Consider the following 22,003-nt stretch of genomic DNA (forward strand, 5'->3'; position numbering starts at 1 on the left):
GGCCTGGATCACGGCCTGCGCGCAGGCCTCCGGCGCGGCACGCGCGCGGGTCGCGCAACTGCTCGACCGCTACGGGACGACGGCGCGCGCCATCGCCGCCCACGAAGGCCCGTCGCCCGACCCGCTGCCCGACGTGCCCGAATTCAGCCGGGCCGAGATCGACTGGATCGCGCGCCATGAACAGGTCGTGCATCTGGAGGACATCGTGCTGCGCCGCACGCTGCTGGCGATCACCGGGCGGCTGACGCCCGCGCTCTGCCACGCCCTTGCCGATGTGGCCGCTGCCGCGCGCGGCTGGTCGCCCGCGCGGCGACAGGCAGAGCTGGCGCAGCTCGCCGATCTGCTGGCCAAGCGGCACGGGGTGGTCCTAGACTTGCGCACAGACCCGGCCCACATCGCAGACGGAGCCACCGATGACCGCACCCAAAGCCACGCTCATCAATGACCCCGACAACCTGATCGCTGAGCTGATCGCCGGGATGGTGTCGGCGCATCCGGACCTGTTGCAGGTCGAAGGCGACACGGGCCGCGCCATCGTGGCCGTCAACGGGCCGCGCGACGGCAAGGTCGGGATCGTCGTCGGTGGCGGGTCGGGGCACGAACCGGCCTTCGCGGGCTATGTCGGGCGAGGGCTGGCGGATGCGGCGCCGCTGGGCAACATCTTCGCCTCCCCTTCGCCCTCGCAGATCATGGATGCGGGCTTCGCCGCCGATGGCGGGGCGGGCGTGCTGTTCCTTTACGGCAACTACACCGGCGACGTGATGAATTTCGGCATGGCGGCCGAAGGGCTGGCCGAGCACGGCATCACCGCGCGGTCCTTCGTGGTGACCGACGACATCGCGTCTGCCCCCGCGGACCGCATCGACGAACGGCGCGGGATCGCGGGGGATTTCTTCGTGTTCAAGGTCGCGGGCGCGGCGGCGGATCTGGGCCTGCCGCTCGATGCCGTCGAAGACGCGGCCCGGCGCGCCAACGATGCCACGCGCACCATGGGGGTCGCATTGTCGGCCTGCACAATGCCCCAGACCGGGCTTTCCAATTTCGACCTGCCGCGCGGCGAGATGGAGATCGGCATGGGCATCCATGGCGAACCGGGGATCGCGCGCGGCCCCGCCGAAGGCGCCGATGCCGTGGCCGACCGGCTGCTGGCCCCGATCCTCGACGAACTGGCGCTCGGGGCGGGGGACAGCGTGGCGGTGCTGGTGAACGGGCTGGGATCGACCCCGCTGATGGAACTGTACCTGCTGCACCGGCGCGTGGCCGAGATGCTGGGCGCGCGCGGTACGGCGATCCATCAATCCTGGGTTGGGAACTATTGCACGTCGCTTGACATGGGCGGGGCGTCGGTCACGCTGATGCGGCTCGATGACGACCTGCGGCGCTGGTTGGATCACCCGTGCGAGACCCCGGCGCTGCGGGTCGGCCAATCGGTGGCGCCACCCGTCGCGCCCCCGCGCAAGACCCGCGAGCGCGCGAAGGCGGATGGGCGCCGCAGGGTGCCGCGTGACGCGCTCAAGACCGACGGCCCGGTCACGCCCGACATGTTCCGCGCGCTGATGGAGGCCGCCGCAGTGGCGATCCTGTCCGACGCCCCGCGGCTCAACCGGCTGGACGGCGCCATCGGCGACGGGGACCATGGCACCACGATGGAAACCGGCTGGAAAGCCATCCGGGCCGTGCTTGCAGACCGCGCCGACGACGCGACCGTGTCGGAAATGTGCACGGACATGGCCGACGCGTTCCTGCAATCGGTGGGGGCGTCTGCCGGGCCGCTCTACGCGTCGGGGTTCGCGGCGGCCGGGCATGCCGTGTCGGACCGGCTCAATCTCGACGCGGCGGCGCTGGTGGCGTGGCTCGACGGGATGCGGGCGGGCATCGTCGCGCGGGGCGGAGCCGCACCCGGCGACAAGACCATGGTGGATGCGTGGGCGCCTGCCGTGGACGCGGCGCGCGCGGCCCTGGGCGCCGGTGCGAACTGGGCCGCGATCATGGATGCCGCCGCCAACGCCGCCGCGACCGGTGCCGATGCGACCCGGGACATGTACAGCGCGCGCGGCCGGTCGAAGAAGCTGGGCGCGCGCGCCGTCGGCCATGCGGACCCTGGCGCAGCGTCCGCCGCCCTGATGATCCGGGCCTGGGCAGACGCGGCGCGCGGCATGGCCGTGTAACGGACCCGCAGCGCGCGGATCGGGGCATGCCAAACCGCGCCGGTGGTGCTACGACCGTCCCCAAGCAGACCGGAGTTGACACCATGCCCGACGATTTCATCGCCCATATCACGGATACGCTCGCGGGTATCGACGCCGACGGCCTGACGAAGCGCGAACGCCCGATCTCCTCGCCGCAACGGACCGAGATCACGGTGGGCGACCGGACGTTCATCAACCTGTGCGCCAACAACTATCTGGGCCTTGCCGACCATCCGGACCTGATCCGCGCCGCGCGCGACGCGATGGACGACAAGGGCTTCGGCATGGCGTCGGTGCGGTTCATCTGCGGCACGCAGGATTTGCACCGGGACCTGGAACAGCGGCTGGCCACGTTCCTCGGCAAGGATGACTCGATCCTGTTCGCCGCGTGTTTCGACGCCAATGGCGGCCTGTTCGAACCGCTGCTGGGGCCGGAAGACGCGGTCGTATCCGACGCGCTCAACCATGCCTCCATCATCGACGGTATCCGGCTGTGCAAGGCGCGGCGATACCGCTACGCCAACAACGACATGGCCGATCTGGCCGCGAAACTGGCCGAGGCGCGGGCGGCGGGCGCGCGGCACATCATGATCGCCACGGATGGCGTGTTTTCCATGGATGGCTCGCTTGCCGACCTGCCCGGGATTACCCGGCTTGCACAGGAATACGGGGCCGTCGTCATGGTGGACGACTGCCACGCCACCGGCTTCATGGGACCGCGCGGGGCAGGCACGCCGGACCATTTCGGCGTCGACGTCGACATCCTGACCGGCACGCTGGGCAAGGCGCTGGGGGGCGCGCTTGGCGGCTATGTCGCCGGACCGCAGCCGGTGATCGACCTGCTGCGCCAGCGGGCGCGGCCCTATCTCTTTTCCAACGCGTTGCCGCCCGCCATCGTCGCGGCGGGGCTGGAGGCGATCCGGCTGGTGGAAGACGGCGCGGACCTGCGCGCGCGCCTGTCCGCCAACGCGGATTACTGGCGCGCGGGGCTGAACGATCTCGGCTTCGACCTGCTGCCCGGCGCGCATCCGATCATTCCCGTCATGCTCGGCGACGCGAAACTGGCGCAGCGCATGGCGGCAGGGCTGTTCGACGAAGGGGCGTATGTGTCAGGCTTCTTCTACCCGGTGGTGCCCCATGGGCAGGCGCGCATCCGCACCCAGATGAACGCGGCGCTGACCGACGCGCAGCTCGACCGCGCGCTCACCGCCTTCGCCAGGGTCGGCCGCGATCTGGGGGTGATCCGATGACCCGCCCCGCCACGATGAAGGCGCTGGAGAAATCCCGCCCCGAAGAAGGGCTGTGGATGATCGAGGCCCCGGTGCCCGAGATCGGTCCCGACGACGTGCTGATCCGAGTGAAGGCAACGGGCATCTGCGGCACCGATATCCATATCTGGAACTGGGACGACTGGGCGCAAGCCACGGTGCCCGTGCCCATGATCACGGGCCACGAATTCGCGGGCGAGATCGTGGAGACCGGCGCCAATGTCGCCGGCCTCGAGATCGGCCAGCGCTGTTCCGGCGAAGGGCATGTCGTGGGCACCGACAGCCGCCAGAGCCGGTCGGGCAAGTTCCATCTCGATCCCGGCACGCGCGGGATCGGGGTGAACGTGCAGGGGGCGTTTGCGGAATACCTGCGGCTGCCCGCCTTCAACGTGGTGCCGCTGCCCGATGACATCCCGGACGAGATCGGCGCGATCCTCGACCCGCTGGGCAACGCGGTGCATACGGCGCTGAGCTTCGATCTGCTGGGGGAGGACGTTCTCATCACCGGCGCGGGGCCTATCGGGATCATGGCGGCGGCGGTGGCCCGGCACGCGGGCGCGCGGCATGTCGTCATCACCGACATCAACCCCGACCGGCTGGCGCTGGCGGACACGGTCTGCCGCAACATCCGCACGGTGAATGTCACCCGCGAAGACCTGCGCGACGTGATCCACGATCTTGGCATGAAGCAGGGCTTCGACGTGGGGCTGGAAATGTCGGGCAGCCAGCAGGCGCTCGACCAGATGGTGGACGCGCTGATCATGGGCGGCAGGATCGCGCTGCTGGGCATCCCGCCGGGCGCGTCGCCGGTGGATTGGTCGCGCATCGTGTTCAAGGCGATCACCATCAAGGGCGTCTACGGGCGCGAGATGTTCGAGACGTGGTACAAGATGATCGCGATGCTGCAGAACGGGCTCGATGTCAGCCGCGTCATCACGCACCGCATGGGCGTGGATGATTTCGCCGAAGGGTTCGCCGCGATGAAATCGGGCCGGTCGGGCAAGGTCGTGCTGGACTGGCGCTGAGCGCGACTAGCGCAGCGGGATCGGGCGCTGTTCCTCCATCGCCTCCATGGCGAAATAGGACGTGACGGTCTCCAGCTCGATGTTCTCGATCAGGCGCTTGTAGACGCTGTCATACCCGGCCATGTCGTTCGCCACGATCTTGAGCAGGTAGTCGTATTCGCCGCCGATGCGGAAGAAGTCGATCACCTCGGGGATGGCCGAGACATGGGTGCGGAACGTCTGCAACCACGCCGCCGAATGGTGCCGCGTCTTGACCAGCGAGAACACCACGAAGCCGCCGCCCAGCCGCGCGCGGTCGATCACCACGGTCCGGTTGCGGATCACGCCCGATGCCTCCAGCGCTTTCAACCTGCGCCAGCACGCGTTCTGCGACAGGCCCACCTTGTCCGCGAGCGCCCGCTGGGACTGCCCCGCGTCGCGCTGAAGCTCCTCGAGGATACGAAAATCGAAATGATCGAAGGTTTGGCCCATTGGGCGATCATATGACCCGAAACAGCGATTGCAACGGCGTAAATCTGTGAAGATATTTCCGCCGATTGCGTCATGATGGGACTACACCATCAGGACACGACATGACACCGCTGGACGACTTCAAGCACGCCCTGACCGGCGCGGATATCCACGACCGCATCCGCGACGGGCTGATCGGCGAGGATGTGCAGATCGACGGACCGTATGGCCGCGTTCCGCTTGTCTATGCCGATTACGTCGCCTCGGGCCGCGCGCTGGCGCAGGTGGAGGATTTCATCCGCGACCGGGTGCTGCCGTATTATGCCAACACCCACACGCAGGCGTCGTTCTGCGGCGCATACATGAGCAAGCTGCGCGAGGCCGCGCGGGCCGAGATCGCGCGCCTGACCGGGGCGGGGCCGGGCATGAGCGTGATCTTCACCGGCGCGGGGTCCACGGCGGGCATCAACCGGATCGCCGGGCTGCTGGATCTGGCGGCGCTGGTGCGGGACGGCCAGCGCGTCGTCGTGCTGATCGGCCCCTACGAGCATCATTCCAACATTCTGCCCTGGCGCGAAACCGGCGCCGAAGTGATCGAGATCGCCGAGGCGACAGGCGGCGGCGTGGACATGGGCGATCTTTCCCGCGCGCTCGATGCCGCGGCCGGGGCCGGGGCCGCGCGGATCGTCGGCAGTTTCTCGGCGGCGTCCAACGTTACCGGCATCCTGACTGACGTGGACGCGGTGACAAGCCTGCTGCGGGCGCGTGGCGCCGTGTCGGTCTGGGATTACGGCTGCGCCGGACCCTATTGCGCCATGGACATGAAACCGGGCACCGACGCCGAGAAGGACGCCATCGTCTTTTCCACCCACAAGTTCCCCGGCGGCCCGGGCGCAAGCGGCATCGCCGTCATCCGCGATGCCATCGCGGCCCGCGCGACACCGACCCTGCCCGGCGGCGGCACCGTCAGCTTCGTGTCGCCCTGGGGGCATGTCTATTCCGAAAGCCTCGCCGCGCGCGAGGAAGGCGGCACCCCCAACGTGATCGGCGACATCCGCGCGGCGCTGGCGCTGCTCGTGAAGGACGCGCTGGGGCAGGGCTGGCTGGATGTGCGGCAGGCGGCGCTGCGGGCGCGGGCGCTGGCGGTCTGGCGCCGCAACGACCGGATCGAATTGCTGGGCAAGCCGGATGCCGACGCGCTGCCGATCTTTTCCTTCCGGGTGCGCGACGGGCAGGGCGGGCTGGTGCATCACCAGTTCTTCACCCGGCTCCTGAGCGACGTGACCGGCGTGCAGGCGCGCGGCGGCTGCGCCTGCGCGGGACCCTATGGCCACAGGCTGCTGGAGCTGGGCCGGGCGGAATCCGACGCCACGATCGCAGCACTGGAGCGGGGCGAGGAAACGGCGAAGCCTGGCTGGGTCCGGCTGAACCTGTCGGCGCTGATGTCCGATGCGAAGGTGGATTTCATCATCGAGGCGGTGGACAATCTGGCGCGGATCGCCCCACAATACGCGTCGGATTACCGTGTCGATGCCGGCACGGCCCGTTTCAACGCCCGCAGCCTTTCCACAGGGTCGCTCGCCTCATGACCGCCACCCGGACCCGTCCGCTTGCCAGCCCGGCCTTCCGCACGCTTTTCGCGGCGCAGGTCTGTTCGCTGCTGGCCATCGGGCTGATGACCGTGGGCCTGTCGCTGGCGGCTTACCGGATCGGGGGTGCGGCGGCTGCGGGTCCGATCCTCGGGTTCCTGCTGGCGGTAAAGATGGTGGCCTATGTGGGCGTCGCCCCGCTGGCCGAGGCGCTGTTCGCGGGCCGGTCCCGCAAGCGGGTGATGATGGGGCTGGACGTGGCGCGGATGGGGCTGCTGCTGCCCATGGCCTTCGCCACGCAGGTCTGGCAGATCGCCGCACTCGCGCTGGTGTTCTTCGCGGTGTCGGCGGGGTTCACGCCGCTGTTCCAGTCGGTCATCCCCGACGTGCTGGACGACGAAGCGACATATGCCCGCGCGCTGGTGTGGTCGCGGCTCGCCTACACTTTGGAATCCGTGCTGTCGCCCGTGGTCGCCGCCATCGCCCTTCAACTGGTCACACCGGCATTCCTGTTCTGGGTCGCGGCGCTGGCCTTCGGCGGATCGCTGGCCGCCCTCGGCCTGACGCGCTTTCCGCCCGATCCGCGCAGCCGCCGCAACGGCCCGTTCCTTGCCCGCGCGCGGCGCGGCCTGTCGATCTACCGGCGCACGCCGCGGCTGCGGGGGCTGTTCGTGCTGAACCTTGCCCTGTCGCTGAGCATGGCTTGGGTTCTCGTGAACTCGGTCGTGGTGGCGAGCGCGCGGCTGGGCGACGCAGAGCGGTTCCTGCCCATCCTGATGGCGGCCTACGGGGCTGGGGCGGTTCTGGGGGCGCTGGCCGTCCCGCCGCTGCTGGCGCGGGCGGGCGAGCGGCCCGTGATGCTGGCGGGGGCGCTGGCGCATGTGGTCGCCGGTCTGTGCATCTTGCTGCCGGGGGAACCCATGGGTTACCTTGCGCTCTGGGTCGCGTTCGGGATCGCCGCGTCGCTCGTGCTGACACCGGGCGGGCTGATGATCGCGCGCTCGGCACGTGCGGCGGATCGGCCCGCGCTGTTCGCCGTGCAGTTCTCGCTATCCCATGCGGGCTGGCTGCTGGCCTATCCGCTGGCGGGGTTCCTTGCCGCGCGGGTGGGGCTGGAAACCGCGCTCGTGATCCTGTCGGGCCTGACGCTGGGGCTGACGGCGCTGGCCGCGCGCATCTGGCCCGCGACGGACCCGCTGCGCCGCGAACACGAACACCCGGATCTGCCGGGCGGCCATTCCCATCTGGTGGACACCCCGGCCGATGGACCGACCCACCGGCACGCCCATGCATTCCATATCGACGATCTTCATCCGGACTGGGCGGGCAGCCGCCCCGCATGACCCGCCCCCGGCCCGCAGAGCTACAGGACAAACAGAATGACCGATGACACCGCACACAAGATCGACGGACAGGGCCTTGCCGCGCTGGAAGCCCGCCTGCGCGAGGATCTGAAATTCCTGTGCTGGCCCGGCAAGGACTGGGTGCCCCCCCGCGACGGTGTCAGCGACGTGGTCATCATCGGCGGCGGCATGTGCGGCATGGTCGCGTGGATGGCCCTGAAGACCGGCGGGCTGCACAACATGCGCGTGCTCGACCGCAGCCCGGCGGGGCGCGAAGGCCCGTGGCTGACCTATGCGCGGATGCAGACCCTGCGCTCCCCCAAGGAGCTGACCGGCCCCGCCTATGGCCATGGTGCGCTGAGCTTCCAGGCGTGGTATCGCGCGCAGTTCGGCACGCAGGCATGGGACGCGCTCGACAAGATCCCGCGCCCGATGTGGATGGACTACCTGCAATGGTATCGCTCCGTGCTGGAGATCCCGGTGGAAAACGGCGTCTCTGTCGATCTGGTGGAGCCGGAGGGGGACCTGCTGCGCTTGCACCTGTCGGGCGCGCAGTCCGGGTCGGTGCTGTGCCGCAAGCTGGTGTTCGCCACGGGCCGCGATGGCACGGGCACGCCCAACATCCCGGGTTTCGTGCAAGGGCTCGACCGTCGCTACTGGGCGCACAGCGCGGACGCCATCGACTTCGCGGCGCTGCGGGGCAAGCGGGTCGCGGTGGTGGGCGTGGGCGCGTCGGCCGTGGACAATGCCGCCGAGGCGCTGGAGCATGGTGCTGCCGAGGTGCGCCACCTGATCCGCCGCAAGGAGATGCCCACGATCAACAAGATGATGGGGATCGGGTCCTTCGGCTTCACCGCGGGCTACGCGCGTCTGCCGGATGAGTGGCGGTGGCGCTTCATGCAGTATTCCTTCGCCACCCAGACCCCGCCTCCGCACGGATCGACCCTGCGTGTCAGCCGCCATCCGAACGCGTATTTCCATTTCGGCAAGGCGGTGGAATCGACTGTCGAACGCCACGGCGGGGTGCAGGTCGGCTTCGCGGACGGCACGGGATACGAGACGGATTTCGTCATCCTCGGGACCGGGTTCTCCATCGATCCGATGTCGCGCACGGAATTCGGCGCGGTCGCATCCGAGATCCTGCTGTGGAAGGACGTTTATACCCCGCCCGCGGACGAACGCTCGGCCGACCTGGCCAGCTTTCCCTATCTCAACCCGGATTTCAGCTTCCGCGCGAAGGACGAAGGCACGGCACCGTGGCTGTCCAACGTCTACTGCTTCAACTACGGCGCGGCGGCGAGCCTCGGGAAGGTCAGCGGTGACATTCCGGGCATTTCCGAGGGCGCGGCATGGCTCGCGCGCGAGATCGCCGCGAAGCTTTATGCCGAGGACGTGGAACAGCACTGGCAGGGCATGCTGGAGTACGCCAAGCCGGAGCTGGACGGATCGGAATGGACTGCGTCGGAACTGGTGCCCGCGCAGAAGACCGGAAAGGTGGCGTGATGGCCCCGGACACCACCGCAACGCGGTTCGCCGGGGTGGCGGCGGGCACGTCCGCAGCCGACGCGGTCGCGGGGCGCGCGAAGATCTTCGAGATGACGCAGGCCGCCGAGGATGCCGTGCTGCGCCCGAAGGATGCGGGCGCGTGGCCGCATACGCTGCGCGCGGCCCTTGCCGCAAGGATCGCCGCGCTGAACGAAGAGCATGACCTTGCCGCGCATTTCGCTGCCGATGCCGGGGCGGATGCCACACTGGCCGATCCGGCGCAGGGCGGGGCGGTGCCGGTCATGGCCGCGGTCGTGGCGTTCATGGACAGGGTCGCCGCCGACACGCGTCACGTCACCGCGGACGACGTGAAAGACCTTCAGGCCGCCGGGGTCGCCGATGCCGATATCGTGCGGCTGGCCGAGTTGAACGCCTTCCTCGCCTACCAGATCCGGGTGATCGCCGGTTTGCGGCTGATGGGGGGAATGCCCGCATGAGCGACGTGATCCGGAAATTCACCCGCAACGTGCCGCACTGGCGGCCCCGCGTGACGCCCGTGGACCTGGCAACCGCGACGCCGGAGCAACTGGACGCGCTGAAGGTCACGCCATCGAACACCAAGGTGTCGGAATATGTGCTGACGCTGGCCCATGATGTCGAAAGCCTCGCCGTGCGGTCGCCGCTTTTCAACGCGATCATGTACGACACGGGCGGCCTGAGCCGGGCGGAGCGGGAACTGGGCGCGCTCGGCGCATCCATGGTCAACCACTGTGTCTATTGCGCCGCCGTCCACGCGATGCGGCACGCGCAGATCGAGAAATCGACCGAGGTGACGAACAGGCTTTTCCGGGACGGTGCGGACGCCGAACTGGAACCGCGCGACCGGGCGATCTTCGATTTCGCCGTGGCACTGTCGGAATGTCCCTCGCAGGCGGGGCCGGACCATGTCGCCGCCTTGCAGGAGGCCGGGCTCGATGCGGCGGAGGTGCTGGACCTGATCCTGTCCGCGGCGCTGTTCGGCTGGGCCAACCGGCTGATGCACGTTCTGGGCGACCCGGTGCGGCAGGAAACGGCAATGGGCTGACAGGCCCCGTTCCGGCAGGCGGCGCCCGCCGGTTTATTGATGCACGCGAACGTGTCTTTATGCACAAAGACCGCAGACCAGACGGAGAGACGACAGGATGGGCGACAGGATCAGGGTTGGAATTGCCGGTGCGGGCTCCATCGCCTTCGGAACGGCGGCGGTGCTGCATGACGCAGGCCATGACCCGATGCTGTGGTCGCCGTCGGGCGCGGGCACGACGGATCTGGCCGCAGGTGCGCCGCTGACTGCGACGGGGGCGCTGGACTGCACGCTGACGCCGCGCATCGCCGACAGCGCGGCGGCGCTGGCGCGGGACAGTGACGTGCTGCTGATCGCCGTGCCGGGTTACGGGCACAAGGCGGTCATGGATACGCTGGCACCCCATGTCGAGGCGCGGCACCAGGTCATCATCTCGTCGCACGCGTCGATGGGTGCGGTCTACCTCATGCAGTGCCTTGCCGCGCGGGGCGTGACCGTGCCGGTCACGGCTTGGGGCACCACGATCTGCACCGGGCGGCGGCAAACCGGCACGGAAGTGCGGGTCAACACCGTGCGCAGCCGGGTCGATCTGTGCACGGTGCCCGAGGATCGATCGGCCGAGGCGCTGGAAACGTGCCGCACGTTGTTCGGCGACCGGTTCCAGCCGCGCGACGGGCTTCTGGCCATCGCGCTGTCGAACCTCAATCCGCAGAACCACATGGGCATCGCGCTGGGAAACATCACCCGGATGGAGCGGGGCGAGACCTGGAGCCAGGGCCAGAACGTGACGCCGACGGTGGGACGGCTGCTGGAACAGCTCGATCTCGAACGGCTCGCCATCGCCCGCGCGCTGGGGCTGGAGGTCAAGACGATCTTCGAGCATTTCCACCTGTCGTTTCACGTCCCCGTCGCGTCGATTTCCGAGATGAACCAGCAGATGCACGCGCAGGGCAATGGCGGCACCGGCCCCGCCACCGCCGACAGCCGCTACGTGACGGAGGACGTGCCCTACGGGCTGGTGGCGACCGCCGCACTGGGGCGGCTGACCGGCCACCCGGCGGAGCTGCACGAGGCGGGCATCCGCATCTTTTCCGCCATGTACGGGCGTGATTTCGCGGCGGAGAACGATCTGCTGCGTGCGCTCGACCTTGACCGATATGGGCTTGACGACCTGAAACGCGCAGCGAAGACCGGGCTTCTGGACCAGCCCGCCATGGCCTGACACCGATAACGAAGAAGAACCGAAGCAACCAACAAGGAGACCGACATGACCAAGCTGATCTTCAACCGCCGCCGCTTTCTCGGAACCGCCGCCGTCAGTGGCGCGGCGCTCGCTTCGCCCGCCTACCTGCGGCGCGGGTTCGCCCAGTCGGGCGGAGAGGTGAACATCTGGACCTACAACGACTTCGTGCCCGACGCGTTCCGCCGCCAGTTCGAGGCGGACACGGGCATCAAGGTCAACATCCGGCTCGTGGACGACCAGGGCAAGCAGTTCAACCTGCTCGCCGCCGAACAGCCGAACCCGACCGTGGACATCATGACCGTCGCGGGCCACCGGTTCCTGCAGTTCATCAACAGCGAGCTTCTGGCGCCGCTCGATACCGACCGGCTGAGCAACTGGGGCAGCATCAACCCCACATTCTCGGAATCCGACTGGGCGACGATCGACGGCAACAAGTGGGGCGCGCCGATCCTGTCGGGCGCGGAAGTGCTGGCCTACAATTCCGAGATCGTGTCGGAAGAGGAAGCGCTGACCTGGGACACGCTGTTCAGCGACAAGTACAGCGGGCAGACCGCCTATATCATCCAGGACATGATGTCGATCATCATGCTCAAGATGGGCTATGACGGCAACATGGTCGCCTATATGGACGACCCCGACGAAGCCGCCCGGATCGTCAACGAAGCCAAGCAGTTCCTGATCGATCACAAGCCGCTGGTGCGCAAGTATTACGACAGCGGGGCCGAATTCCAGCAGATGATGGTGAACCAGGACATCGTGCTGGGACATGCGTGGAACGGCCCGGCGGCCGCGCTCATCAACGACGGGTTCCCGGTGGGCATGACCATCCCGCGCGAAGGGTCCTATGGTTTCGTCTACACGTTCAACGTGGCCAACAACGCGCCGAACGCGGACAACGCGTATACCTTCCTCGACGCGCTGCTCGCCTCGCCCGAGATCGGCGCCGCGATGACGAAGGCGTCCGGCTTCATCTCGACCTACAAGGGTGCGGACCAGTACCTGAACGAGCTGGAACGGAAATCGACCTCCTTCCCCGAGGAACAGCTGGCCAATCTCCAGTTCTTCCGCGCCGAGGCGAACGAGATGAAGTACGGCCTCGTCGATCCCGCGGTCGAGGAAATCAAGGCCGCCTGACGCCGGACCCCGACACCGCACCTGCCCCGGACATGCCGGGGCAGGTGCCGCTGCATGTGAAAGACATCCCATGACCGATAGCGCAACCGCGAAACAGGACCGTCCCGCCCTGGGGTCGGCCGGGGACGCCCCGACATTCTGGGGCCGGCTCGTGGGCTGGGGTCCGTATCGGCTGCTGATGCAGCTGGCGACGGCATCACCTCGGCGGCAATTCCTGATCCTGATGATCTTCCCGGTCCTGTGGGTGCTGACGCAGCATCTGGGTCCCATGCTCTACATGATCCGGGTGTCGCTGACGGATGCCTATCCGGTGGCCCCCGGCGTGGAGCAGTCCTTCACGCTGGAGCATTACGCGAAGTTCTTCACCAACTCGATCTTCTGGCAGCCGTTCTTTCGTACGCTGACCTTCGCGGCGACCTTCACGTTCTGCACGCTGATCATCACCTATCCGGTGGCGTATTTCCTGGCGCGCCATGTCAGCCGCCGCAACCAGATGCGGTTCCTGCTGCTCTTGCTGATCCCGTTCTGGGTGGGCGAGATCGTGCGCACCTATGCGATCATGATCCTGCTGGGCAATACGGGCGCCGTGAACCTTGCATTGCAGACGCTCGGACTGGTCGACCGGCCGATCCCGTTCATGTACACGAGCTTTTCCATGGGGATGGGGATCGTCTATCTGACCGCGCTCTACATGCTGCTGCCGCTGTACTCCGCGCTGGAAAAACTGCCGCAAAGCATGAACGAAGCCGCCGCGGACCTGGGCGCGGGGGCATGGACGCGGTTCCGCCGCATATCGCTGCCGCTCACGATCGAGGGGATATCTTCGGGCTGCACGCTCGTGTTCCTGATCTCCACGGGGTTCTACGCGACGCCGGTGCTGCTGGGCGGGCCATCCACTACGGTCTTTGCCGAAACCATCGCGGGCTTCTTCCATGTCGCGGGCGATGAATGGCCCACAGGTGCGGCCTTCGCCACGATCATGTTCATGGCGGCGCTCGTCATCACCTTCGCGTTCCAGAAACTGATGAACGCCCTGCGCAAGGGAGAGGCCAAGTGAACGACCGCCCCGAACTGTTCCGCGGCAACCGCATCCTGCTGGGCTGCATCTACTGGGCCTTCGTGCTCTATGTCTTCGTACCGCTGATCCTGATGGTGCTGATGGGCTTCAAGGACAGCCGCTTCATCGGTTTCCCGATCCGGTCCTGGACGCTGGACTGGTATGTCGGCGTCTTCGCCAATACCGAAGTGCTGTCCACCTTCGGCTATTCCATCGCCATCGCGGTTCTGTCCACGCTGATCTCGGTCTTCGTGGGCACGTGGATCGCCGTGCTGCTGGAAAGCCGGAAATTCACGGGCCGCCCGGTGATCTTCGGGCTGACGGTGCTGCCCGCACTGGTGCCGGGCATCATCTCGGCCATCGCGTTCCGGATCTATGCCCGCTGGCTCGGCATCGAACCGGGCATGGGCGCGATCATCTGGTCGCACGCGGTGCACAACGTCCCCTTCGTCGTGCTGGTGGTGATGGCGCGCCTGTCCACCCTGCCGAAAAGCCAGATGGAGGCGGCGCGGGATCTCGGGGCCGATCCGCTGGTCGCCTTCGTGCGGATCACGCTGCCCTATCTTGTGCCCGCGATCCTTGGCGCGTCGATCTTCTGCCTGCTGCTGTCGTTCGACGATTTCGTGCGCTCGTTCTTCCTCGGCGGGTATGAGCCGACACTGCCGGTGCTGATCTTCGCCATGCTCCGGTCGGGCATGAGCCCGGAAATCAACGCCATCGCCACCGTGGCGCTCATCATGACTGCCGGTATCGGCATATGGGCCGAGCGTTTCACCCGCCGCATGAAAAAGGACACCTGATCCATGACCGACCCGACCCCGCTTGTCCGCATCGACGGGCTGTCCAAGCATTTCGGCGATACGGTCGCGCTGGAAAACCTGACGCTCGACATCCCGCAGGGGCAGTTCGTGACGTTCCTCGGGCCGTCCGGATGCGGCAAGTCCACGACGCTGCGCATCCTTGGCGGCTTCGAACGCCCGACCACGGGGCGCGTGCTTCTCGATGGCGAGGACGTGACCAACCAGCCGCCGGAAAAGCGCCAGGTGAACATGGTGTTCCAGGACTACGCGCTGTTCCCGCACATGACCGTGGCGCAGAACATTTCCTTCGGGCTGGAACTGAAGGGGATGGGCCGTGACGCGATCCGGCGCCGGTCGTCCGAGATCATGGCGTTTCTCGAACTGGAGGATTTCGGCGCGCGGTACCCGTTGCAGCTGTCGGGCGGGCAGCGGCAGCGGGTGGCGCTGGCGCGCGCGCTGGCACCGGACCCGGCGCTGCTGCTGCTGGACGAACCGCTGGGCGCGCTCGATGCCAAGCTGCGCGGGCAGGTGCAGCAGGAACTCAAATCGATCCAGCGCCGCACCGACAAGACCTTCTTCTTCGTGACCCACGACCAGGAAGAGGCGCTGACCATGTCCGACCGGATCATCGTCATGAACAAGGGCCGGATGGAACAGGACGGCACGCCGGAAGAGCTGTATTTCCGGCCGGCAAGCCGGTTCGTGGCCGAATTCCTGGGTGAGACCAACCTGCTGACGGGCCGGATGCGTGGCACGGAAGGCGGGCAGATCGTGATGGACTGGCAGGGCACGACCCTGCGCGGCAAGGCCCCGCGCAGCCTGCCGGGCGAAGGACAGCCGGTCAGCGCGTCGGTGCGGCTGGAAAAGCTGGACTTTCACGCCCAGCGGCCGGAAACGGGCAACGCGGTGCAGGGGCGCGTGGTGGCCAAGACCTTCCTCGGGTCGCGGATGGCGCTGCAGATCGCCGTGGGCGACCAGGCCGAGGCGATGCTGAAGGCCTATGTGGACGTGGACACGAGCGAACGGGTCGGCAGCGACCCGGTCTGGATCGGCTGGGACCCGGATCACATGGCGGTGCTGAACGACTGACACGCGCGGCCCGTCCGGGTTGAACCGGACCGGGCGGCCGGCTGTCAGATCCTTTCGAGATCTTCCTCTTCCTCGTCGTCCGCATCGTCGGGTGCGGCGTCGGTGGCCGCGGCGGCCTCTGTCTCGGCATTCTCGGCGGCCCATGTGCCCGCGGCCTCCACCGCGACGACGGAGGTGGTCGGAAGCACGCCGAGATAGCTTTCGGTATCGCCCGCCGCCGTCGCCTCGCGCTGGGTCATTCGATAGAGGGCATAGACGGCCATGATCGCGAAGGTCCCGCCCAGCACCAGCCAGAAGGCCGACGCCCCGGCGCGTTCCATCGCGGCCCCCGCGGCCAGCGGCCCGAAGATCGCGCCCAGACCGAAGGTGAAGACCAGCCCGCCCGACGCGGCGGGCATCTGATCGGCGGAAAGGAAGTCGTTGGTATAGGCCAGCAACAGCGCGTAAAGCGGCGTGGTGACGCCCCCCGCGAAGAACGCCGCTGCCATGAGCGGCCAGATCCCGAGATCGGCCAGAACCGGCAGGCCGCTGCCCGCCAGCCAGCCCAGCCCGCAGGCGAGCGCCCCGAACACCGCCGACCAGAAGATCAGCTTGCGTCGGTCCACCCGGTCGGACATCCAGCCGATGGGCGATTGCAGCACCAGCGCCCCCGCGAAGAGCATGGCCACGAACAGCGCGATCTGCGATGCCGTCATGCCGATCTGGGTGCCGAACACCGCGCCCATGCCCGATTGGGTCGCATAGACACCGCCCAGCAGGAAGATCCCCACCGTGCCCAGGGGCGAGCCGCGAAACAGCGCCGCAAGCGACATGGGCCGCGCGACCTCCACCGCCGGGACGGGGGTGGCGGACAGAAGGATCGGCCCGAAGGACACCGACACGAGGATCGACGCCCCGATGAACAGCCCCGCCGTGGCCGCGTCGCCCAGCGTGAGCAGCCCCTGCGCGCCGATGATGCCCAGGGTCTGCGCCAGCATGTAGGCGGACAGCACCTTGCCCCGCGTTTCGTTGGTGGCGGCGTTGTTCAGCCAGCTTTCGGCGGCGACGTAGATGCCCGACATGCAGAAACCGACAAGGATGCGCAGGATCGTCCAGGCCCAGGGTTCCGCAATAAGGGTGAAAGCGATCAGCCCCGCCGACATGAAGCTGCCAAGCGCCGCGAAGACCCGCACATGCCCGACCCGCTGGATCAGGAGCGGCGTCAGCCGCGCGCCGGACAGGAAGCCGAGGAAATAGCCCGAGGTCACGATCGACAGCGCGGCGGCCGAGAACCCCTCGATCCCGCCGCGCAGGCCGATCAGGGTGAAGTGCATCCCGTTGCCGAGCATGATGAGCACGATGCCCACGAGCAGGGGCCAGATCCGGGCCAGAACCTGAAACATGTGCCGCCTGTCCTTCGTTTCCGGGTGTGCCACTGCGCGGACCGTCGCACGGGGCGGGGCGGGGCTGTCATGCTGCAGCGCCGCATAACGGTCGGTTTGCGACACCGCCCGACCCGCGTGCGACCCGAATTGTGGCTGGGTTGCGATGCCCCGAGATGCTAGAGCGAGGGAAATGGCGCTGGCAACCCCGTTCCGGTGCCCGCCCGCGACCATCGGAAAGGCCGGTCATGACCGTATTTCGCGCCATCTACGCCTCGCGCCCCTTCGGCTTCGACGCAGGCGTTCTGAACAACATTCTGCTGGATGCGCGCCGTGCCAATGCGCGCGACGGCATCACGGGCGCCCTGATCTGCCGGCACGACATCTACCTGCAATGGCTGGAAGGGCCGGAAGAAAAGGTGCGCGCGGCGCTTGCGCGGATCGAACGGGACGACCGGCACGTGGACCTGGTGCTGCGGGTCGCCGACACCCAGCCCGACCGGCAATTCGGCGACTGGGCGATGCTGCACGACCCGGCCGTGTCGTGGATCTGGCCGCCCGAAGACGTGGCGAAGGGGGCCGCCGCGCAGGCCGGCCCGCTGGAACTGGAAGCGATCTTCGCCCGCCTGCGCGACATGGTCGGGCGGGGCGGTGCCGTCTAGCGCTGCACCATGGCGTTTTCCCATTCGGCAAGGAAGCCGCGCCGGTTGAGCGGGTCGAGATAGACCATCAGCGCAGGCCCCAGCCGGATCGGCCCGAACCCCGTCGCCGCATCCGCGCCCGTCTGCGTCAGCGGCGGCAGGGGCCAGGTGCCGCGGCCCTCGCGCAGCGCCAGCGTCGCCAGCATGTCGATCAGTGCGCCCGCCGCCTCGACCCGCGTCGCGGTGGCCGGCACGATCGCGGTGCGGATGATGACATTCGCAAAGTCCCGCATGGCGAGGATCTGCATCTGTCCGGCGGATTCCCGCACCAGCCTTTCCGCTGCGTAGCTGCCCAGCACGTTGTAGGCCAACGCCAGCCGCCCGGTGGACACGTCGTCGATCATCTGTCCCGAACAGCAGTAAAGCTGCGGATCTAGCCCCCCCATCACCTCGGACAGGCGCCAGAAGGCATCGGTGGACCGGTCTTCCTGCGTGGCCAGCAGGTATCCCAGCCCGCTTGTCCTCACGTCATAAGTGCCGACCGCGCCGGTGAAGAGATCGGGATGGGCGCGCAGCAGCGCGATGAGTTCCTGCCGGGTCGTCGGCACCGGCAGCCCGGCGAACCGCTGCGTCGAGAACACCACGACCGCCGGTTCCACCGACATCGCGAAGATCAGGTCCCGCCAGCGCGCCCAGTCCGGCAGCGCCTCGGTCGCGGTCGATCGGTAGCTCTGCGCGAAGCCGTCATTGGCCAACTGGAATTGCAGATCCATGGCCGAGGACAGCGCAAGGTCATAGACCGCACCATCGCCGATGGTGCGGTGCAGGTCGGCGGAGGACACGACCGTATAGTCGATGGCGATGCCGGGGCGCGCGGTCTGGAACGCCCGCAGGTAGGGGTCGAACACGTCGAGATCCGCGGTCGATACGACCCGCAGCGGTATTTCCGCGGGATCGCCCGCCAGCGCGGGATAGAAACGATGATCCTCGATCTCGATGGCGGCCGCGCGAAGGGCCGCGAAGATCACGACGATGGCAAGACAAGCGTGACGCATGTTCCCGTTCCTTCCGGTCCCGGCCCCAGTTCCAGCCGTCCGCCATGGGCCTCCAGCACCTCGCGGGCGATGGTGAGGCCGAGACCGGAGCCGACCACCCCTTCGGTGTTGCTGCCGCGCCGGAAGCGTTCGGTCAAGGCGTCCACCGGGTCGCCGCCCGGCCCGCTGTCCAGTCCCGGACCCTCGTCGCACACCGCGATGCGCGCGGTGCCTGCCGCGCGGCTCACGTGCAGGGTGACCGTGGTGTCCTCGGGCGAATACTTGATCGCGTTGTCGAGCACGTTGCGCAGTGCCGCGTCCAGCAGCACCGGATCGCCGGCCACACGCGCCTGCACCGTTTCACGCAGGATGGTGATGTCCTTCATCGTCGCGGTCGGTTCCAGCGCCGCTGCAGTCCGGGCCACGATGTCCGCAAGGTCGATGGGCGCGCGCGCCAGATCGTCGGCGCGAAAGGCCACCGTGGCATGGTCCAGCAACTGCCCGGCCGAGCGCGAGCTTTCGTCGAGCGCCCGGATCATCCCGCGCAGCCGGTCGCGTGCCGCCGCATCGTCGGCAGAGCGAAGGGCGATTTCCGCCTGCGCGCGCACGGTGGCCAGCGGCGTGCGCACCCTGTGTGCGGCTTCGGCGATAAAATCCTCGGACCGGCGCAGGGACTGGCCCAGCCGATCCATCAGCCGGTTCAGCGCCACGAGGAGCGACACCAGTTCGGCGGGTGCCGCGCGCCGGATCGGGCGCAGGTCCGACGGGCCGCGCCGCGACACCGCCGCCGCGATCTCGTTCAGCGGGCGCAGGGACGCGCGCGTCGCCACCGCCGACAGCCCCACCGCCAGCACGAACAGCGCCACGGCGAAGATCGCCGCCAGCCGCGACAGGTCGCGGGCGATGGTGGCCACGCCGGTCCGGGTCTGCGCCACGGTGACGGTCACGGTCACCGGCGCGTCGCCCGCGAGCACCTGCCGCGTGACGCTGGCGATGCGCACGGTCGCACCCCTGTAAGCCCCGGTGGCGAAACTGACCTGTCCGGGTCGCGGCGCATCGGCGGCCGCAACCGGCAGATCGGCGTAGCCGGTCAGGTGCGCATCACCGGCCGCGACGCGGTAGAACACCCTGTCCTCGCTGATCGCGCCCAGCATGGCGAAGGCCGAATAGGGCAGTTCCAGCCGCACCTCGCCCCGATCCGAACGCAGGGTTTCCGCGATGGTCGCCGCCGACGCCGCGAGCACGTTGTCCTGCGTGCGCTCCGCGGCCTGCCGCGCGATGCCCGTCACCATGGCCCAGCTCAGCGCCGCCAGCAGCGCCGCAACCCCCGCCAGCAGCAGCGTGAGCCTGCGCCCGATGGACGACGGCGCGCGCATCGTTCAGGCGTCCATGCGGTAGCCCAGCCCGCGCACGGTTTCGATCCGCAGGCCCATCCCGTCGATCCGGCGGCGCAGGCGGCCCACATACACCTCGATCGCGTTTTCGGTCACGGCGGCATCGAAGGAAAACAGCCGGTCCATCAGTTGCGTCTTGGACAGGATCTGGCCGGGATTGCGGGCGAACACCTCCAGCAGGCGGATCTCGCGGTTCTTGAGGTCCACCGTGCGCCCGTCATGGCTGAGCGTGCCCGAAAGCGGGTCGAACAGGGCGGGACCAAGCGCGATCTGGTTGCGCGCGACGCCGCCCCGGCGGCGCAGCACGGCCCGGCAGCGGGCCTCCAGTTCCGAGAAGTCGAAGGGCTTGGTGATGTAGTCGTCCGCCCCCTGATCGAGCGCGCCGACCCGGTCCGACACCTGCGCGCGCGCCGTCAGCATGATGACCGGCGTTTCCAGCCGCGCCCGGCTGCGCGCGAGGAACTTCCGCCCGTCGCCATCGGGCAGCATCACGTCGAGCAGGATAAGGTCATAGGCGGTGGCGGCAAGGCAATCGGCCGCATCGGCAAGGCTGCCCGCGTGATCCACCGCATGACCGTCAAGCGCGAGGCGGCTGACGATGGCGGCGGCCAGTTCGGCATTGTCCTCCACCAGCAGATACCGCACCGGTCCATCCCCCGCCCGCGCCGCGCATTTCTTGCGGCATTTGTCAGTTATGTGTCAGCTTTTCGTGCTAGGGGTTCTTAATGGGCGGGGAGGGACCGCCTGTCAAACGGGAGGACGACCACATGAACACCTTTGGGTGGGCACGTCGCGCGACCATCGCAGCGGCAACCGCAACCTTGACCATGACCGGCGCGGCGCTGGCCGACGAGCACCAGATGATGGACTCTGTCCATTTCCTCGTGCCAGGCGGCGCGGGCGGCGGCTGGGACGGCACCGCGCGCGGCACCGGTGAGGCGCTCGTGAATTCCGGCCTCGTCGGCACGGCGAGTTTCGAGAACATGTCGGGCGGCGGCGGTGGCGTGGCCATCGCCAACTTGATCGAGAACGCACGGTCAAGCCATGGCACGCTGATGGTCAATTCGACCCCCATCGTGATCCGGTCCCTGACCGGCGAGATCGCGCAGAGCTTCCGCGATCTGACGCTCGTGGCGGGCACGGTCGGCGATTACGCCGCGCTCGTGGTGACGGCGGACAGTCCGATCGAGACGATGGAAGACGCGCTGGCCTCCTACCGCGAAGACCCGAGGGGCTTCGCCATCGGCGGCGGATCGGTGCCGGGCGGCATGGATCACCTTGTCGCCGCGATCGTGATGCAGGGCGCGGGCGAAGATCCCACGGCATTCAACTATATCGGCTATGATGCGGGCGGCGAGGCGATGGCCGGGCTGCTGTCGGGCGAGATCGACGCCCTGTCCACCGGCTTTTCCGAAGCCATCGCGCTGGCCGACCAGGGCGAGGTGCGCATCCTTGGCGTGACCGCAGCCGAACGGGTGCCTGCCTATGACGCTGCACCGACCTTCGTCGAACAGGGCATCGACGCGGAATTCGTCAACTGGCGCGGCTTCTTCGCGGCCCCCGGCCTGCCCGAGGACATGCTGACGACCTATCAGGACATGCTGGGCAAGATGCTGGAAACTCCCGAATGGGAAGAGGTCCGCAGCCGCATGGGGCTGGTGAACATCTACCGCCCCGGCGAGGATTTCCGCGCGTTTCTCGAAGCGCAGGAAAAGCAGCTGGGCGACCTGATGCGGGATCTCGGTTTCCTGTGACCTGACGGACGGCGCCGTCATCCGACGCGATGGCGGCGTCCCGCCCATGTTCCGACCGGCCCGGCGCCCACATGGCACGGGGCC

At 68.2% G+C, this 22,003-nt stretch carries 21 protein-coding genes; 16 read left to right on the forward strand and 5 right to left on the reverse strand.

Annotated elements, in window-relative coordinates; translation table 11 throughout:
* From DDE13_RS16155 to tdh, 4 genes are all read left to right on the forward strand, one after another.
* Positions 1 to 445, forward strand: a 445-nt coding sequence (locus DDE13_RS16155; protein ID WP_328587846.1) for a glycerol-3-phosphate dehydrogenase C-terminal domain-containing protein, incomplete at its 5' end; no start/stop codon positions are given.
* Entirely contained in the window at positions 414 to 2,168 is a 1,755-nt protein-coding gene (dhaL, locus tag DDE13_RS16160) for a dihydroxyacetone kinase subunit DhaL (RefSeq protein WP_111405318.1), read from the forward strand. The genes DDE13_RS16155 and dhaL, both read left to right, overlap by 32 nt.
* 83 nt (positions 2,169 to 2,251) lie before the next feature.
* On the forward strand, positions 2,252 to 3,439 hold the full coding sequence (locus tag DDE13_RS16165; RefSeq protein WP_111405319.1) for a glycine C-acetyltransferase: 1,188 nt from the start codon (positions 2,252 to 2,254) through the stop codon (positions 3,437 to 3,439).
* Positions 3,440 to 3,453: 14 nt separating this feature from the next.
* Positions 3,454 to 4,482 carry an L-threonine 3-dehydrogenase gene (gene tdh / locus DDE13_RS16170; RefSeq protein ID WP_111405320.1) on the forward strand — a complete coding sequence of 343 codons (1,029 nt, stop codon included), beginning with the start codon at positions 3,454 to 3,456 and terminating at the stop codon, positions 4,480 to 4,482.
* Positions 4,483 to 4,488: 6 nt separating this feature from the next.
* On the opposite strand, the gene DDE13_RS16175 is transcribed toward tdh, so the two are convergent.
* Entirely contained in the window at positions 4,489 to 4,953 is a 465-nt protein-coding gene (locus DDE13_RS16175; protein WP_111405321.1) for an Lrp/AsnC family transcriptional regulator, read from the reverse strand.
* 101 nt (positions 4,954 to 5,054) lie between these two features.
* Between DDE13_RS16175 and DDE13_RS16180 the strand changes: the two genes are divergently transcribed.
* The 10 genes from DDE13_RS16180 to DDE13_RS16225 all read left to right on the forward strand — a co-directional run bounded on the left by DDE13_RS16180 (position 5,055) and on the right by DDE13_RS16225 (position 15,735).
* Positions 5,055 to 6,521, forward strand: coding sequence for an aminotransferase class V-fold PLP-dependent enzyme (locus DDE13_RS16180; protein ID WP_111405322.1), 1,467 nt, complete (start codon positions 5,055 to 5,057; stop codon positions 6,519 to 6,521).
* Entirely contained in the window at positions 6,518 to 7,864 is a 1,347-nt protein-coding gene (locus DDE13_RS16185; protein WP_111405323.1) for an MFS transporter, read from the forward strand. The genes DDE13_RS16180 and DDE13_RS16185 overlap by 4 nt, the downstream gene beginning before the upstream one ends.
* A 36-nt stretch (positions 7,865 to 7,900) precedes the next feature.
* Positions 7,901 to 9,367: an NAD(P)-binding domain-containing protein gene (locus tag DDE13_RS16190; RefSeq protein WP_111405324.1), complete on the forward strand. Its 1,467-nt coding sequence runs from the start codon at positions 7,901 to 7,903 to the stop codon at positions 9,365 to 9,367.
* Positions 9,367 to 9,846: a hypothetical protein gene (locus tag DDE13_RS16195; protein WP_222626122.1), complete on the forward strand. Its 480-nt coding sequence runs from the start codon at positions 9,367 to 9,369 to the stop codon at positions 9,844 to 9,846. The genes DDE13_RS16190 and DDE13_RS16195 overlap by 1 nt, the downstream gene beginning before the upstream one ends.
* Positions 9,843 to 10,433 carry a peroxidase-related enzyme gene (locus tag DDE13_RS16200; protein WP_111405326.1) on the forward strand — a complete coding sequence of 197 codons (591 nt, stop codon included), beginning with the start codon at positions 9,843 to 9,845 and terminating at the stop codon, positions 10,431 to 10,433. The genes DDE13_RS16195 and DDE13_RS16200 overlap by 4 nt, the downstream gene beginning before the upstream one ends.
* Positions 10,434 to 10,530: 97 nt before the next feature.
* Positions 10,531 to 11,634, forward strand: coding sequence for an NAD/NADP-dependent octopine/nopaline dehydrogenase family protein (locus DDE13_RS16205; protein ID WP_111405327.1), 1,104 nt, complete (start codon positions 10,531 to 10,533; stop codon positions 11,632 to 11,634).
* A gap of 45 nt (positions 11,635 to 11,679) precedes the next feature.
* Positions 11,680 to 12,789, forward strand: coding sequence for an ABC transporter substrate-binding protein (locus DDE13_RS16210; RefSeq protein ID WP_111405328.1), 1,110 nt, complete (start codon positions 11,680 to 11,682; stop codon positions 12,787 to 12,789).
* Between the two features lie 70 nt (positions 12,790 to 12,859).
* A complete protein-coding gene (locus DDE13_RS16215; protein WP_111405329.1) occupies positions 12,860 to 13,846 on the forward strand; it encodes an ABC transporter permease in 987 nt (328 codons plus the stop codon).
* 14 nt (positions 13,847 to 13,860) lie between these two features.
* Positions 13,861 to 14,646, forward strand: coding sequence for an ABC transporter permease (locus DDE13_RS16220; RefSeq protein ID WP_111405343.1), 786 nt, complete (start codon positions 13,861 to 13,863; stop codon positions 14,644 to 14,646).
* Between the two features lie 3 nt (positions 14,647 to 14,649).
* Positions 14,650 to 15,735, forward strand: a complete 1,086-nt coding sequence (locus DDE13_RS16225) for an ABC transporter ATP-binding protein (RefSeq protein ID WP_111405330.1) — start codon at positions 14,650 to 14,652, stop codon at positions 15,733 to 15,735.
* A 44-nt stretch (positions 15,736 to 15,779) separates the two neighbouring features.
* On the opposite strand, the gene DDE13_RS16230 is transcribed toward DDE13_RS16225, so the two are convergent.
* On the reverse strand, positions 15,780 to 17,117 hold the full coding sequence (locus DDE13_RS16230) for an MFS transporter (protein ID WP_111405331.1): 1,338 nt from the start codon (positions 17,115 to 17,117) through the stop codon (positions 15,780 to 15,782).
* 227 nt (positions 17,118 to 17,344) lie between these two features.
* Between DDE13_RS16230 and DDE13_RS16235 the strand changes: the two genes are divergently transcribed.
* Positions 17,345 to 17,758 (forward strand): BLUF domain-containing protein, encoded by a 414-nt coding sequence (locus tag DDE13_RS16235; protein WP_111405332.1) that lies wholly within the window; start codon positions 17,345 to 17,347, stop codon positions 17,756 to 17,758.
* On the opposite strand, the gene DDE13_RS16240 is transcribed toward DDE13_RS16235, so the two are convergent.
* From DDE13_RS16240 to DDE13_RS16250, 3 genes are read right to left on the reverse strand one after another with little or no spacing between them, the layout of a single operon-like run.
* Positions 17,755 to 18,792 carry an ABC transporter substrate-binding protein gene (locus DDE13_RS16240; protein ID WP_111405333.1) on the reverse strand — a complete coding sequence of 346 codons (1,038 nt, stop codon included), beginning with the start codon at positions 18,790 to 18,792 and terminating at the stop codon, positions 17,755 to 17,757. The genes DDE13_RS16235 and DDE13_RS16240 overlap by 4 nt on opposite strands.
* The gene (locus tag DDE13_RS16245; RefSeq protein WP_111405334.1) at positions 18,762 to 20,147 is read right to left on the reverse strand and encodes a sensor histidine kinase; all 1,386 of its coding nucleotides are present in this window, start codon (positions 20,145 to 20,147) and stop codon (positions 18,762 to 18,764) included. Before DDE13_RS16245 ends, DDE13_RS16240 begins: the two co-directional genes overlap by 31 nt.
* Before the next feature lie 3 nt (positions 20,148 to 20,150).
* Positions 20,151 to 20,810: a response regulator transcription factor gene (locus tag DDE13_RS16250; protein ID WP_111405335.1), complete on the reverse strand. Its 660-nt coding sequence runs from the start codon at positions 20,808 to 20,810 to the stop codon at positions 20,151 to 20,153.
* A 122-nt stretch (positions 20,811 to 20,932) separates the two neighbouring features.
* On the opposite strand from DDE13_RS16250, the gene DDE13_RS16255 reads away from it, so the two are divergent.
* On the forward strand, positions 20,933 to 21,919 hold the full coding sequence (locus DDE13_RS16255; RefSeq protein WP_111405336.1) for a tripartite tricarboxylate transporter substrate binding protein: 987 nt from the start codon (positions 20,933 to 20,935) through the stop codon (positions 21,917 to 21,919).
* The last annotated feature ends 84 nt before the right edge of the window (positions 21,920 to 22,003 follow it).

The sequence above is a fragment of the Meridianimarinicoccus zhengii genome (assembly GCF_003254465.1).
Classification (GTDB): domain Bacteria; phylum Pseudomonadota; class Alphaproteobacteria; order Rhodobacterales; family Rhodobacteraceae; genus Meridianimarinicoccus; species Meridianimarinicoccus zhengii.